This is a genomic window from Photobacterium sp. NCIMB 13483 (assembly GCF_003025475.1).
In the GTDB taxonomy this organism is placed as follows: Bacteria; Pseudomonadota; Gammaproteobacteria; order Enterobacterales; family Vibrionaceae; genus Photobacterium; species Photobacterium piscicola.
The window spans coordinates 54,956-70,207 of the sequence record NZ_PYLV01000020.1; the positions used below are offsets into that span (position 1 = coordinate 54,956).

Consider the following 15,252-nt stretch of genomic DNA (forward strand, 5'->3'; position numbering starts at 1 on the left):
CCTTGTTATTGGTGCAACCGATCTTGCAAGATCAATTGTTGGCAAAGCTCGGTTAATAATAAAGTGCCGTAGCCCGTTGTGGCTTTCGGGTAAATTTTACGGTGATTCATACCCAGTGACATTGCGGCTGAATCAATATGGATCCATTTTTGATCAGGTTGAATAAAGTGTTCTAAAAAGGTAGCTGCAACACATGGGCTACCGTCAGGCTCTTCGCTACCGTGGCGCAGATCAGCAAAGTCACTTTCAAGTGCGGTGGTAAACATGCCACCCGTCGGCATCGGCCATAACGGTTCAGAACATGCTTGACCTGCTGTTTGAGCACGCGTAATTAAATTATTATCATTACCCATTAATGAGGCATAGGCTTTACCAAGTGCAATACCAGTACCGCCAGTTAAGGTTGCAATATCGACTAAATAATCAGGTTGGTAGTGCTGCTGAGCATAGTGCAATACATCCGCTAGCACCATTCGCCCTTCGGCATCGGTGGTGATGATTTCAACATTGGTTTTATTGAGCATCGTTACCACATCACCGGGTTTAATGGCTTTACCTGACGGCATGTTTTCAACCAAGCCACATAAGCCAATCACTCGAATAGGTAATTGCAGTTGTGCAATAGCATTAAGTGCACCAACAACCGCCGCTGCACCGCCCATATCGACTTTCATGGTGCTCATGTATCGTGGTTGTTTAATGCTGATACCACCGGAATCAAAGGTTACGCCTTTACCGACTAAAGCGACGGTAAACTTGGGATCTTGAGGATGATAGTCGAGGCATAACAAGCGTGCTTCGCGATCACTGCCTTGGGCGATACTCATTAAGCCGCCAAAGCCTTGTTCAAGCATCATTGCATCATCGAGATAAGATAACTTAATGTTATTAATCGCTAATGCTTCTACAGCTTCGACAAAGGATTGTGGATACAGAATATTTCCCGGTTTATTGGTTAACTCGCGTGCAATCAATTGACTGTGAGCAAGAATTTTACCATTTTCAAACGCTGTGTTATCACTAGCATCAGCATTCAATAAGGTGAAATCTGCCAGTGTTGGGGTTAATAATGAGCTGTTAGTGTGACGATAATGATAATTTGATAACGCTAAACCAAAAGAGAGCCATTTCAGCCATTGCTGACGTTCAAAACGAGTGGCAATATCGGCATCTATGCACAATTGAAGCGTGGTCGCTTGCGTAAATGTAGTCGCGATTAAATAGCCAATATCTTGAATATCAGCAACAGCAATAACGCACTTACTGATCTCAGCATTAAAATCATTCACATCTTGGTTAACGGTTAATGTTGAATGTTTACCCAAGGTCAGATGAAACGTTCGCGTTAATTGATCGCATTGATGCTCACGATTAAAAGTTAAAGTTAATGGGTTACTCTTCATTATTTGATTCCACCATCAGCGATAGGGTGAGGCATTTCGGTTTGAGTATCGATAAGGGTTGCATCACTGCGCTGTTGCCAACGACGCATGCCTTTGTGAGAACGTAACTGAGGGTTGGCAATTTCATCGACGGCAAAGTTTAATAACGATAAACCGATAGCAATAAAAATAAGCGCCATACATGGTGCAAGTATTTCCCACCATGCGCCAATCAGCATCGATGATGAAGTTTGGACGTTATATAGCATCACCCCCCAACTGATGGCATTTGGATCACCAAGACCAAGGAACGATAAGCTGGCTTCGGTCATGATCGCGAGCAATACACAGCCTATAAAACTAGCACCAACAATCGACATTAAGTTAGGCAGAATTTCAACGGCAATAATGCGCCACGGTGATTCACCTAATACTTCTGCAGCACGAATAAATTCTTTTTCACGTAAAGATAGCGTTTGAGAACGCACCACTCGCGCACCCCATGCCCATGAAGTAATGGCGATCACAATCGCTATCGTAAATGGCCCAGCCTGACCAATAAACGCAGCAATAATAAATAGCAACGGTAATTGTGGAATCACCAACATGATATTCATGGCTGCCGTTAAAATTTCATCAACTTTACCGCCAAAATATCCAGCTGAAACACCGATTAAGGTTGCCAGAAAACACACTAAAATACCTGCGCCTAAACCAACGGCCAGTGAAGTACGTGCGCCATAAATTAATTGTGACCACACATCACGCCCCATGCGGGTAGTCCCTAAAATATGATCGGCTTTTTTTGACATCAGCAGGGTACGTTTATTGGTCGCTAAGTTTTTCGCTATCCAACCATCAGGATTATTCTGCGCGGCTTTTACTACAAAAGCTGGGTATTCATGAGGGTTGCCTGTTCCTCTATCTGGTGCATGATTAGTGATCATTGGCGCAAACAGAGCCGCTAATACAAATACCACTAAAATACAGAGTCCAGTTAATGACTTAGGATTACGAATTAATAATTGAATAATACCTTTCATGTTATCGATCTCCCTTACGTAGACGTGGGTCTAACAGCACAATTAATAGATCGGCCATAAAGTTAAAGAACAACATAAATAAGGTCATCAGTAATAATTGTCCTTGAAGTACTTGGTAATCACGGGCGTGAATTGCGTTTAACAAAACGGTTCCAAGACCGGGGTAGTTAAAGATCATTTCCACAATTAACTGGCCACTGATTGCAGTACCTAAGGCCATTGATAGTGCGGTTACGCTAGGCAGCATGGCATTACGAGCGGCATAGTTAAAAATAACGCGATGTTCACTTAATCCTTTGGCTTTTGCCATGGTGATAAAGTCTTCATTAAGCAAGTTAATCATGTTGTTACGCATGCTAATTAAAAAGCCACCAATTTGGCTGACAGTGGCACATAACAACGGCAGGGCAGCGTGATACATGACATCTTTATAAAATGCCCAGCTTGACCAATCAGGCGTAGTGCCAGAGGTGTAAGCATTGCCAATCGGGAACCATTCTAAGCCGATGGCAAAGGTGAACATCACCAGCATCGCAATAACCACTGACGGGATAGATTGCACCACCAACGTACTTGGCGAAATAAAGGTGTCGTAATAGCTGCCACGACGCCAAGCGGCAAAAATACCCATTACTGAGCCAATACAAAACGATAAAACAACCGCAGTTCCGGTTAGAAATAATGACCAACCAATGGCACTACCAAGCAGATCATTAACCGATAATGGATAAAACTTAATGGAGGTTCCCCATTGTCCGGTAAATATATTGGCAAGATAAGAAAAGTATTGTTCATATAAAGGGCCATCAACAAAGCCAAGCAGTTTTTTCATGGCTTCAATACGTTCAGGGCTAACGTGTGAGGTAGCATTAGCAAACATCATCGTAACGGGATCACCAGGCATGGCGCGAGGCAATATAAAGTTTAATGTGGCTGCAAATAATAACGCGACAAAATAAAATGATAATCGACGAAAGAAAAAGCCCATCGTATTTATTCCTAATAAAGATATTTGATTTAATAAGCACTAAATATTGAAAGCGATCGTTAAATAAATAACGGTAGCTTTATATATTTGGGCTGATATCACAGCGAAATAAATACCGTTATCAAAAGATAACGGTATGGTTGGTATTACGCTTTTGGTTTTAAATCTAATACGTGTAATAAACGCTCAGGAACGCCCGCCCATGCTAAAGGACGACCTTTAGGGTTGTCTGTGCTCCACCAACCGGTATAACGACTTTCATTAAATTGGTACACATCAACGCCAGACATGACTGGAATCGTGATTTGGTTTTCGGCAATAATTTTTTGAATCTTATGGGCGATAACCATTTGCTCATCCTGATTCGCAGTTTTGTAGAAATTATCCAGTAACTGGTCTAAATCAGCATTTTTAAAGAAGTGCATTGCAAAACGTGGCATGCTCGCACCTTCTTGATAACGAGAATGATAGGCGCTGTTCCAGTAACGGTAAGGGTCGGCACCGTTAAAATAGTTAGTGTAAGCCATATCATAAGTACCATTGGTCATGGCTTGGTTATAGACCGCAAAATCAGAGGTTTTGGCTTTGACATCAACGCCTGCCATTTGTAACTGCTCAACCCCAAGTTGAACGGTGTTGTTGAAATCAGTCCAGCCGGTTGGAGATTGAATTGCAATTTCTATCTTTTTACCTGTAGGCGTTTCTACATAACCGTCACCATCAATATCTTTAAAGCCTGCTTTTGCTAATAATGCTTTGGCGTTATCAATGTTGTAAGTGTTAAAGCCCTTGTATTGGTTGTAAATATCTTTATCAGCCCAGAATTCTAAGCCTTTACCTAAGCCTGATGCGTAGTCATTAACGATGCCGTTGCCATAAAAAGCGACATCAATGATTTTTTGACGATCAATAGCCATTGATAACGCGCGACGGAAATCAAGGTTATTGATCGCTTCATTATTACCTGGGTGCGGCGTTTTAAAATTCATCATAAAAGCTTGGGTACTTGCTGCAGGATACCAGTATTTATGGTTTGGATTTCGAGCGGCATACAGTGCATCAACATCAGGAATAAAGGCACTGGTCCAGTCAAGTTCTGACTTAATGATTTTATTTAATAGCTGATCGTTATTGGCAATTTGCGGTACGCGTAAACAATCGACTTCTAGGTTATCGTTATCCCAATAATTAGGGTTACGGCATTGCACATAAAGCTGTGGTGTAAAGGTATCGATTTCAGTAAATGGGCCTGAACCTACTGGGTTTTCATTAGTAAATAATTCAGGTTTTTCAATGTCTTTCCAAATGTGTTTTGGCACAATAGGGATCGAAGCAATTTCAAATGGCAGATTAGAGTTGGCTTCAGTTAATTCAAAAATAACCTTGTTATCTTGCTGATGGATGCTTTTTATCCAGCGATCCATGCTTTTCGGATCAAGCTCAGGTTTATCATGAATAAGTTGGAATGAATACACTACATCATCAGCGGTAAATGGCGTTCCATCTGACCATTTTACGCCGTCGCGAATTTCAAATGTGACTTGCATTAAATCGTCAGACATATAGTAGTTTTTCGCTAACCGCATTACCGGTTTATTGCCGTGCATTTGGTTAAAAACAACTAAAGGCTCATAAATAAAATCGGTTGTGGTACGTAAATTTGTCGCTAAGTACGGGTTAAAGTTACGGATCATGGTGGGATAAAAATCAGCCACAATCGTTAATTGATTTTTTTCAGCAGCAAAAGAGTTTGAAGCACACAATGTCGCTAGTGTTATTAGCGCTAAAGTATGGGCTTTATTTCTGATCATGAAAATTCCTTATTATAAATGTGAGAAGATAAATTCCGTATAAACATGATGAAAATAGATAGTATTTATTAATAAATAACAGTCGTAACAAGATACACATATAAAAATATGCGTATCTGTTGCTGTTATTTATATTATTGTGGAAGCTTTATAAACTAATAGGTTCCTCGAAGGTGATATAAGGTTAAATGCTGTTTTAATGTATTAAGATCACAATCACCAATATAATAAAGGCGATGTTTCGTGCCAGTAATATGACTTGGTAATAAAGTAAAACTGCTATCACTAAAACGACCTTGGCATTCAAGTTGTGGTTCAACAAATAATGCCGGGCAGTCAGTGTCGAGTTCTAGCCAAATAGTATCGTTGTCTTGATGCCATTCTGTGTTAATGATTGGATTTTGCAGTTGTGCGTGTTTAAACAAGCATGGGTAATGCGTATTTTCAGTCACACTGCCATCAGCGCAGGTTAAGCTTACATGGTAAAACACTTGTTTAGTTTCAGTGGCGGTTAAGATGTCTTCTGTTTGCCATACAATGTCACTGCTGTCGGTAGCTAATTGGGTGTCTAGCTGCCATGTGGCAAGGACATTCCCTTGCCAATCTGCCTTGATCACTGTTCCGCTAATTGGCATCGGTTGATGATGATCATTAACCACATGCAGTGTTAGAGGTTGCTGCGGCTGTTGAATAAATGTCGCCATCACAGGGGCAAAGAAACGTTTTGCGTGATGATGGAGCTGTTTCCAACGCCCGGTATATTCAATACTTGACCATGAACTCACCGGCCAGCAGTCATTGAGTTGCCAATAGAGAATACCACGGCAATGTTGTTTATGAGCGCGCCAAAACTCAGTCGCTGTTTTAATCGCGATCGCTTGTTGTACTTGGCTTAAATACAACATGTTGGCAAACCCAACCGGAAAGCGGAAATAGCGGGTAAACATTTCGGTCATAATGCTATTACCACGACCGTTCTTTTGGTGCTGTTCAAATGTCGGCGAGGTGACATTCCAATCTTCACTGTCGGCGAAGGTTTTTACCGTAGGCAAAGATGGCCATGATTGATAACCAAATTCCGAACAAAAACGTGGTTTAACACTGTGGTATGCATCGAACGATTTACCTGAATGCCATACATCCCAGAAATGCATATCGCCACGGTTATCGTCATGCCATGCATCACCAAAATCGAGTTCGCCATTACACGGTGAGCTTGCCCAAAAACGACGGCTAGGATCGTACTGTTCAACCACTTGTTGCAGCATGCGATTTAAACGGTCGTAATTCACTACGTATTTTTCACGATTGTGTTTAGATTCGTCATACCAGCCAATCGCGCCAATGACTTCGTTATCACCACACCATAATGCCAGTGAGGGGTGATCCGCTAGGCGTTTTACTTGGTCAACAATTTCTAATTCAACATCAGCTAAAAACTCTGTGGTTGATGGATATAAGGCGCAAGCAAACATCAGATCTTGCCACACTAATAATCCGAGTTCGTCGCACAACTCATAAAAAATATCATGCTCATACATGCCACCGCCCCACACACGGATCATATTCATGTTAGCGGCAACTGCATCTTCTAATAATTGACGATAACGTGCAGGAGTTTGACGGCTGGGTAGGGCATCGAGTGGAATCCAATTGGCACCTTTGGCAGTGATCGCATTGCCATTAACCACAAATGTCATTGCACTACCAATAGTATCGGTTTGTGTATCTAATGTGAGTTCACGTAGTCCAAGTTTTTTGGTGATGGTGTGATTATTAAGCGTAACCGTTAATGGGTATAGCGGCTGCTCGCCATAACCTGCAGGCCACCAGCGCTGTGGATCTTTCACGATAAGAGTGGTGGTAACGGTTTGAATGCCATTGTTTGTATTATTTATAGCGATAGTGTGTACTTGCTTATCAAAGTTGATTTCAAGTGCTTGCTCCGCACCGTCCTTCAGTACTTCGCAATCAACGTTAACTGTGACTTCACAATCGCCATTGGGTAGCCATGCTTGTTGGGTTCTAACATGGTGTAAGCGAGTGTCATAAACAGGGGTGAGTGTTAGCGAGTTATATACCCCTGTTGATAATAAACAAATGCCCCAATCCCAGCCCGCGTGACATTGGGTTTTACGCAGAGTATTCATGTGTGGAATTTGATTATTACCGACCGCCCATGGCACGGGGAAAGGTAGTTTTTCTGCACGTCGTTGTGCTTCACTATCATTACGCGCTAATGCAATACTGATGTGATTTACACCCTGTTGTAGGTAGGGCAGAACATTAACCTGATAAAGACGGAACATGTTGCTACAGGTTAATACCTGAGTACCGTTAATGCTAACGATAGCCATGGTATCAACAAACGATAAATTCAAATCGATGGCGGTTGCAGTTAGTTGCTCGGTTGTGAGTGTGAAGTCTGTTGTTAGTTGCCACTCACTTTCACCGACCCATTGAATTAATTCTTCATTACAACCGAAATAAGGTTGTGGCAGTAAATCCGCTTGAATGAGCGCTGAATGTACATCGCCAGGCAGTGAGCATGGAATAGAAATATGTGAATGCTGTGGGGAAGTGAGTAGCCACTGACCATCTAATGAAATATGCGACACGTGAGACTCCTGTCAACTGCGCGAATAAAGTAAGAGTGTATTACGCTCGTTAAAAAATTAGCAGTGGACAAAAGGCGTTGTAACTGGACTTATGTACCCAATTGATGGATATGTGACCGTGTTAAATACTCTGTGATAGGTTGAGGATATGGCTGGCGGGGATGATTTGTCATTATGTTTGATGAACAAATGACATCGAGATTTATTGATTTCAATGTCATTTGTTTTAAGTGGCTATAAACTTTAATTCAAAGTGATTTTTAGCGTGTAGTTTTGGCTTGAGTTACGTTTACTGATGGCGTGATATTCACCGATACTAAGATGATATTGACCAGTAAAAGGTAAAGTATAAGTATCGCGCTGATTAGGGTTAGTTGAAATAGCTGAAATGTCGACCGCTTGTTTCATCTGTGGATGCTTAATTGTCACCCATAATTTCGCGCTATCAGTTGTTACTAAGGTAGTGATTTTCTGGCCTTGATGACCGTAGAAACTGAAGTCATTAGTAACATCGTTATTAACGACGCCAGAATATTGATAGCTATGGATCTGCTGAGAAAATGGAATTGATAATGGTGATTCCATGGCCGATGTTGTATTAGCAAAAGCAGAGAAGCTAATGTTACATGCGCAAAGAACGATCAAGGCTTGCAGTGATGTTTTCATTTATGTAATAAACCATTAAAGCGGATAATTTTATGCTTATTCGCTTTAATAGAAATAGGCAAATATAGAATATAAATATTCAGTTGTTTGCCTTATTTTTTAATGCACTCGGTATTCTGTTGGTGTCTTGCCAGTTTTACGTTTAAAAACACGACAAAAGTAATTGGAATCATGATAACCACACCGATTTGCCACCTCTTCTAAACGGAAGTTGTAGCGTTTTAGCATGAATTTAGCCCGTTCTAAACGTACCCAAGCGATATAATCGGCAAACCGCATATGGCCTTCTTGGCGAAATAAGCGCGAGAGGTGATTGGGTGAGATATTAAACCTTTCAGCAACCGTATTACGGTTAATATTACGGTGAAAATTTTCTTGGACGTAAATACAGATGCCTTTAAATAAATCTTGGCTACGACGGGTACAGTCAGCCGTTGGCATTTCAAGCATGTCTTTGCAATAACACAGCAAAGCTATTAATAGAAATTTATCAGCAGGTTGTTTTTTCTTTTCATGGGTTAAGCTTGATAAGGCATTGAGAATATGATCGATAGCATGGCTACTGCGTTGCGGTACGCTGTATTTTTGCACATCATAAAATCCGTCTTCATTTTCTCGCTTACTGACCAAGCTAAAGCCAAGTTGACTCTTGCCAAACAATAAACTTAATACTGAGCACTCGTGTTGCCAATCTGGTTTATTCCATGCATTGGCAGGAATGAATAATGCTTCGCCAACGCCAAGAGTGATATCTGCTACATTTGATTGTTGATTATCAAAGGTATTGGCATAACGGCCTTTAAATACCAGTTCAAGTCGTGGAAAGTTAACTTGATAACTTGATTCTAGCGGTGGTAACGAGTCACCAGCAAACCAAATGTTATTTAAAGATTCAAAATCAGAAATGGCACTATCAAGCAAATCAATAAAAATATTATGCATGTCTTGCGTCTACTTATTGTTATTCAGTATGGACGTGGACTGATGAATGACTAAAGACCACTAAAAAAGCACTATATGTATGAATATGAGTATTATCAGTTAGCTGGTGGTTGATTGCGATATAATGCTCTTGAATTTGTTATCTTGATGCCAGTTTATTTTGATGATGAGGCTGTTTTAGCTGTTATATAAAAAGCCACCTTAAATAACGTGATCTAAGGTGGCTTTATTTGACGGGTAAATCATAAGGCACACATTTAATTGTGCCTTATCGCATGATTAAGCTTGAGCTAAATGCGCTTCAATTTTATCCATGATTTGTGGTGCTTTCTTTACTGCATCAGCCACGCCTACACGGACAATTTTCTTACCTGCGAAACGCTCTTCGTTTTTAATGGCGATATCTTTAGTCAGAATAATAATATCAGCGTCAGCGACTTCACTCATGGTGATTTCGTTTTCGATACCGATAGAGCCTTGTGTTTCAACTTTAACATCCCAGCCTTTTGCTTTTGCGGCAACTTCTAGTGCTTCAGCAGCCATGTATGTATGTGCAACACCAGATGGGCAAGAAGTGATAGCTAATAATTTCATGTGAATCTCCAAATTTGTTATTTAATGCGATTAACGCGTTGATAAATGAATGCGATGTTATTAATCAAAACTTAGGTCTAGGTCATCAGATGCAGCAGCTTGCGCTTTATCTTCTTCACGGTCTGCAATTGGCTTTTTAAGGAAGTTAACCATGAGTGCCGTCGTTACAGAGCCCGCAATGATAGCCACGATGTAGAAGATACGACCATCAACAACCGGAAGAACAATCAGACCACCCCAAGGAGCGTGGTTTAGGACACCGAACAAGAATGCAGTAACGTTACCAACGATACCACCGACAACGATTGACGGGATTACACGTACTGGGTCAGCAGCAGCGAACGGGATTGCACCTTCAGTGATACCGATACAGCCCATGATGCCAGCCGCTTTGCCTGCTTCGCGCTCTTCATCAGAGTAACGCTTAGGTGATAATAGAGTTGCAAGGAACATACCTAGTGGTGGTACACAGATAGCAACACCCACACCACCCATTAACCATGGTTGAGTACCAACTTGTGTTTGAGCAAATAGAGTAGCAACTTTGTTGATTGGACCACCCATATCAAAGGCTGTCATACCACCAAGAATGGCACCTAAGAAAGCTTTAGATGTGCCAGCCATGCCTTGTAGCCAAGTGTTCATGCCTTCCATTGCCATTGCAATCGGAGCACCGATAACCCAGATAACTAGACCTGAAACAATGAACGTACCACCGATAGGAAGAATGAAATAAGTTGAGATGGCTTTTAGTTTGTTAGATAGCGGAATACGTTTTAGTTGTAGTACGACGTAACCTGCAATGAAACCGACAATGATTGCCCCGATAAAACCGGCGTTAACTTGGTTTGCAAGGTAAGCGCCAATCATGCCTGGTGCAAGTGCTGGACGGTCAGCGATAGAGTAAGCAATGTAGCCACCTAGCACTGGTACGAATAAAGTGAAACCTGCGATACCCATGTCCCAAAGGCCTTCAAGGAAAACACCTTGAGGTACAGCACCTTTACCACCTAGCATTACTGATAAGGCAAGTAATACACCACCCGCAACAACGAAAGGTAGCATGTGACTAGTACCAGTTAAGAGGTGCCGCTTTAATTGCGATAATTGGTTTTTCATAAGAATAACTCCATTTCGTTATGACGATGTTGGCCACGGATAAGGACAAGAACATAACAGGTTTAAGATGGCAGTAAGCCGTTTTGTTGGAGCTATTATGGGTGGCAGAAGCTATTCTCGATATGGGATAAAGCGCGCATTTACTGGACATTTGTAACCAGCCAAATGAGATGTGATTTAACTCTCAGGTTGAAGGTCAAGATAAGGAGATCTAGCGCACAGAACAGGCGCTGATAGTGTTTATTTTTGGTTGCAGTAACAAGAAAAGCACTTTATACAGGGAATTATAGGGGACTTGAGTGCTATAAGCGTTTGATGAAGGTGGATTAATCTAACCGTAATCGATATTGATCTGGCGTGGCACCTGCATATTTTTTAAATAAGGTAATAAAGGGGGAGGCTTGGTGATAGCCTAATGTTAACGCCGTTTCGTTGACTGACATGCCTTGGCGCAGTAAATGTAATGCATAGATAAATTTACGTCGCTGTCGCCATTCAGTAAAACTGATGCCTAATTTATTTTTATAATGACGTGCCAATGTACGCTCTGTGGTATGTAGCTGTTGTGCCCACTGGGTGAGTGATAAATTATTGGTTGGGTTATGCTCTAACTCAATAAGGATCGGTTGTAATAGTTTATCTTCGCTGGTGGGCAGAAATTGGTCGTGTTCTTTACACAATAGCACCTGATCAAATAATACTGTGATTAAGCGTTTATCTTGCTCGGTTGTTGCAACCATAATCTGACGTTGGCGCAGATCTTCAATAATAGCGGTTATTACATCAGTGACTTCAAGTAAGCATGGATAAGCCGGAAGTTGATCGGATAACGGTGAACACACATTCATTGAACAATAATTAAGGCTACGACGAATGTAACTTTTATGTTCAATCATGGCTGGTATCCACAATGCATAACGAGGCGGTGCTAAAAAACGATTATTGTGAGTACTCAGTTCAATAATACCATTAGTAACAAGATGTAGTTGACCCCAGTAATGACTATGGTAGAGGGTACTGGTGTCAGGTTCAAAAACTTCATGAACAAAAAATATATCATCAGGTGGATTATTATTGTCAATAATTGGGTTATAAATAATGGTCATTATGAATCCAAATGATGTTATTAAGTATTAAGTATTAAGTATTAAGTATTAAGTATTAAGTATATCAGCCACTAAGAGAGAGAAGAAAGAAACAATTTGAGATAAGTAATTGCTTTTATGATGCGGTTTATTTCTTAGTTATATCAATATCCCTCCTAAAGAGCATAACCCATGAGCACCTTTAGTGCTGATGTTATATTTTATACATATGCATGTTGTTTGTTTGAGCTTTAAATATTGTTAGTAATTGTCAAATTTGTTGTTTTTATGACATTAAAATTAAGGTTATCGTTTATTTTCTTGTTCTTCATTTTTCAGCGTCATCAATATGTTAGCTGTATAGGAATATTATGAAATTTAGAGCCGATATTAATGGCTTACGTGCCCTTGCAGTTATTGCGGTAGTGCTTTATCACTTCAATCCACCATGGATCCGCATTCCCGGTGGTTTTGCTGGGGTTGATGTGTTTTTTGTTATTTCTGGTTTTCTAATGACCAGTATTATCTTTCGAGGGATAGATAATAACAAATTTTCTATTATTCAATTTTATATTGCACGTGCGAATCGTATCATTCCACCATTAATGGTGGTGTGCAGCGTTTTATTAATATTAGGTTGGTTTTACTTAACCCCTGTAGATTATCGAATATTGGGTAAGCACATTGCAGGCAGTAGTGGCTTTATCTCCAATATTTTTTATTTTAAAGAGTCTGGATATTTTGATGCAACATCTCATGAAAAATGGTTATTGCATACCTGGTCGCTTTCTGTTGAATGGCAATTTTATATTATTTATCCAATTTTATTGGTTATTCTAAAAAAAATATTAAATTTCAATAGTATAAAAAGAGTATTGTTAATTGTTACGGGCTGTGGCTTTTTATTTAATGTGTATGTGAGCTACCAAAACCCAACGTATTCTTATTTTTTATTGCCAGCGCGTGGTTGGGAGATGCTATTAGGCGGTTTAGCCTATTTATATCCGATTCAGCTCAATGAAAAGAATCAGAAGTATTGCCAGTGGTTAGGCGTCATGTTGATTATTGCTGCTTATAGTACGATGAGCGAAAAAGACATGTGGCCGGGGTACTTGTCTTTGATGCCTGTTGAAGGTGCCTTTCTTATTATTGTAGCTAATTATCAAGGTGGTTTCTTTAATAACGCTGTTTTTCAGCGCCTAGGTACATGGTCATATTCAATCTATTTATGGCATTGGCCAATTGTTGTGGTGGGCTATTATTTATCAATACCTTTTTTTGAATTTATAGGGATACCTGTATCAATAGTCTTGGGTTATTTGAGTTATACCTATATTGAAAATCGCAAAGTAGCGCTTAAATCGCCATCATTATTACGTCAGTTAACCATGAGTAAACCTTTATGGCTAATTATTATTGTGGGGGGAGCAGCTGCGATAGTATTTAAAAATAATGGTTTTGCTATCGATAGATTTCCAGTTAGTGTAAATAACATCGTAAAAGATATTAAATCGACGCCTAATCGAGTGAATTGTCATATTTATGATTATCAAGATCCAACTAAAGCATGTGAGTATTATGGGCATGATATTAATTGGGCAGTGCTTGGCGATAGCCATGCGATTAGTATTAGTTATGCGTTAGCCCAACGTTTAAAAGCAACAGATCAAGGCGTTAAACATTTTAGTTTCGCAGGGTGTATTCCTTCTTATGGAAAAGGTAATGATTTTAGCTCTTGCTCTCGTTGGTATAATGAAGCGGCTGACTATATTTTACAAAATAAGCAGATCCAAAATGTGGTCTTGATTCATCGTTATTCAGCGGGTTTATATGGTGAAAATGGAGGAATATACCCTCGGTTATCACATAAAAAAATGCCGGAATATGCGGGAATATTAACATCGTTTGATGCGTTAGTATTGAAATTAGCTAAAACAAAAAAAAATGTGTACGTGATAAAACCTAAGCCTGAAATGGGGCGTAGTATTAGTAAATTATTTTATGAAAATTATTGGGTTAGTAATACAGTTAATGATATGAAATCTGTTTCCCTTGCATATTATCAGCAGCGAAATAAGGATATTTTACGGCATTTCCAGCAGGCTCACTATCCAAGCAATGTGCATTTTATTGATCCTATAAAAGAATTTTGTGATGGTCGTAATTGTTATGCGATTCAAGACTCACAACCGTTATACTATGATGCTCATCATGCGACGCAGCAAGGGGCTGATAAAATTGTATCGCAGATAGTGATGTAATATTGAAGATAATAATCTGGGGTTCAAGGATGAACCTGAAGTGACAAAATGGTATTATCTGCGCCCGTTTTACCCCGTAACTCTTGGATAGCTTAATGAATTTTGATCGTATTGTCTGTTTTGACCTCGAAATGTGTTGTTGGAATGATGGCCGCACATCGCGTACTGGTGAAATCATCGAAATTGGGGTGGCGGAACTGGATCTAAATACGGGCCGTATTGTGCGACGAGCACAGCATTATGTAAAACCTGAACATGATGAAGTTTCATCATTTTGCACCGAATTAACTGGGATTAAACCTGAGCTAATTGAAAAAAATGGTAAGCCATTAGCGACTATTTTACGTTCGATTGAACAAAAATTTGGTGGTCGGCATAAGATTTATGGTGCTTGGGGTCATGATGACCGTATTTTAAAGAAAGAGTGCGCTGCAAAAGAATTGAAAGAGCCTTTTCGTGAGTATTTAAATTTAGCAACATTATTTAAATTACAACGTCATGTCACCAATAAGCGCTTAGGGCAACGTGCTGCAATGGAGATTGCCGGTGTGGCTTGGGAAGGACGTCAACACTCAGGCTATGTTGATGCTTACAATCTTGCGCGATTAGCAGCAACTATGTTCTGTGAAAAAGAGTCATTGCCGAGCGATAAATAATCAGTCGCTAACTCACATATAGTCTTCAATTTAAAACCCTAAGCATATTACTTGTGACAACAGAGTAAGGTGGTTAGGGTTTTATCA

General features: G+C 40.1%; 12 protein-coding genes. 2 read left to right on the plus strand and 10 right to left on the minus strand.

The annotated features are described in order from the left end of the window. Positions 1-5: 5 nt before the first annotated feature. From C9I86_RS14850 to C9I86_RS14895, 10 genes are all read right to left on the minus strand, one after another. On the minus strand, positions 6-1,403 hold the full coding sequence (locus C9I86_RS14850; RefSeq protein ID WP_107276791.1) for a leucyl aminopeptidase family protein: 1,398 nt from the start codon (positions 1,401-1,403) through the stop codon (positions 6-8). Next, positions 1,403-2,425 carry an ABC transporter permease gene (locus C9I86_RS14855; protein ID WP_080156467.1) on the minus strand — a complete coding sequence of 341 codons (1,023 nt, stop codon included), beginning with the start codon at positions 2,423-2,425 and terminating at the stop codon, positions 1,403-1,405. Before C9I86_RS14855 ends, C9I86_RS14850 begins: the two co-directional genes overlap by 1 nt. A gap of 1 nt (position 2,426) precedes the next feature. Further along, positions 2,427-3,413, minus strand: a complete 987-nt coding sequence (locus tag C9I86_RS14860; protein WP_080156466.1) for an ABC transporter permease — start codon at positions 3,411-3,413, stop codon at positions 2,427-2,429. A 146-nt stretch (positions 3,414-3,559) separates the two neighbouring features. Then, positions 3,560-5,224 carry an ABC transporter substrate-binding protein gene (locus C9I86_RS14865; protein ID WP_107276793.1) on the minus strand — a complete coding sequence of 555 codons (1,665 nt, stop codon included), beginning with the start codon at positions 5,222-5,224 and terminating at the stop codon, positions 3,560-3,562. Between the two features lie 155 nt (positions 5,225-5,379). Next, positions 5,380-7,842: a glycoside hydrolase family 2 protein gene (locus tag C9I86_RS14870; protein WP_107276795.1), complete on the minus strand. Its 2,463-nt coding sequence runs from the start codon at positions 7,840-7,842 to the stop codon at positions 5,380-5,382. 243 nt (positions 7,843-8,085) lie between these two features. Beyond that, positions 8,086-8,508, minus strand: coding sequence for a hypothetical protein (locus tag C9I86_RS14875; protein ID WP_107276797.1), 423 nt, complete (start codon positions 8,506-8,508; stop codon positions 8,086-8,088). 99 nt (positions 8,509-8,607) lie between these two features. Continuing rightward, complete coding sequence (locus C9I86_RS14880) at positions 8,608-9,450, minus strand: helix-turn-helix transcriptional regulator (protein ID WP_080156462.1); 843 nt, start codon at positions 9,448-9,450, stop codon at positions 8,608-8,610. A gap of 279 nt (positions 9,451-9,729) precedes the next feature. Further along, positions 9,730-10,044: a PTS fructose-like transporter subunit IIB gene (locus C9I86_RS14885; protein WP_080156461.1), complete on the minus strand. Its 315-nt coding sequence runs from the start codon at positions 10,042-10,044 to the stop codon at positions 9,730-9,732. Positions 10,045-10,104: 60 nt separating this feature from the next. Next, complete coding sequence (locus tag C9I86_RS14890; RefSeq protein WP_080156460.1) at positions 10,105-11,163, minus strand: PTS fructose transporter subunit EIIC; 1,059 nt, start codon at positions 11,161-11,163, stop codon at positions 10,105-10,107. Positions 11,164-11,489: 326 nt separating this feature from the next. Further along, a complete protein-coding gene (locus C9I86_RS14895; protein WP_080156459.1) occupies positions 11,490-12,269 on the minus strand; it encodes a helix-turn-helix domain-containing protein in 780 nt (259 codons plus the stop codon). A 350-nt stretch (positions 12,270-12,619) separates the two neighbouring features. On the opposite strand from C9I86_RS14895, the gene C9I86_RS14900 reads away from it, so the two are divergent. Together C9I86_RS14900 and C9I86_RS14905 are read left to right on the plus strand one after the other, a co-directional pair. Then, positions 12,620-14,509 carry an acyltransferase family protein gene (locus C9I86_RS14900; protein ID WP_107276799.1) on the plus strand — a complete coding sequence of 630 codons (1,890 nt, stop codon included), beginning with the start codon at positions 12,620-12,622 and terminating at the stop codon, positions 14,507-14,509. Between the two features lie 95 nt (positions 14,510-14,604). Continuing rightward, entirely contained in the window at positions 14,605-15,165 is a 561-nt protein-coding gene (locus C9I86_RS14905; protein WP_107276800.1) for a 3'-5' exonuclease, read from the plus strand. Positions 15,166-15,252: the final 87 nt, after the last annotated feature.

What these genes read in the sequence shown, in the direction of transcription:
- C9I86_RS14875 (WP_107276797.1), bottom strand. Translation starts at nt 8,508, where the DNA reads ATGAAAACATCACTGCAAGCCTTGATCGTTCTTTGCGCATGTAACATT.
- C9I86_RS14905 (WP_107276800.1), top strand. Translation starts at nt 14,605, where the DNA reads ATGAATTTTGATCGTATTGTCTGTTTTGACCTCGAAATGTGTTGTTGG.
- C9I86_RS14855 (WP_080156467.1), bottom strand. Translation starts at nt 2,425, where the DNA reads ATGAAAGGTATTATTCAATTATTAATTCGTAATCCTAAGTCATTAACT.
- C9I86_RS14865 (WP_107276793.1), bottom strand. Translation starts at nt 5,224, where the DNA reads ATGATCAGAAATAAAGCCCATACTTTAGCGCTAATAACACTAGCGACA.
- C9I86_RS14880 (WP_080156462.1), bottom strand. Translation starts at nt 9,450, where the DNA reads ATGCATAATATTTTTATTGATTTGCTTGATAGTGCCATTTCTGATTTT.
- C9I86_RS14850 (WP_107276791.1), bottom strand. Translation starts at nt 1,403, where the DNA reads ATGAAGAGTAACCCATTAACTTTAACTTTTAATCGTGAGCATCAATGC.
- C9I86_RS14860 (WP_080156466.1), bottom strand. Translation starts at nt 3,413, where the DNA reads ATGGGCTTTTTCTTTCGTCGATTATCATTTTATTTTGTCGCGTTATTA.
- C9I86_RS14900 (WP_107276799.1), top strand. Translation starts at nt 12,620, where the DNA reads ATGAAATTTAGAGCCGATATTAATGGCTTACGTGCCCTTGCAGTTATT.
- C9I86_RS14890 (WP_080156460.1), bottom strand. Translation starts at nt 11,163, where the DNA reads ATGAAAAACCAATTATCGCAATTAAAGCGGCACCTCTTAACTGGTACT.
- C9I86_RS14885 (WP_080156461.1), bottom strand. Translation starts at nt 10,044, where the DNA reads ATGAAATTATTAGCTATCACTTCTTGCCCATCTGGTGTTGCACATACA.
- C9I86_RS14895 (WP_080156459.1), bottom strand. Translation starts at nt 12,269, where the DNA reads ATGACCATTATTTATAACCCAATTATTGACAATAATAATCCACCTGAT.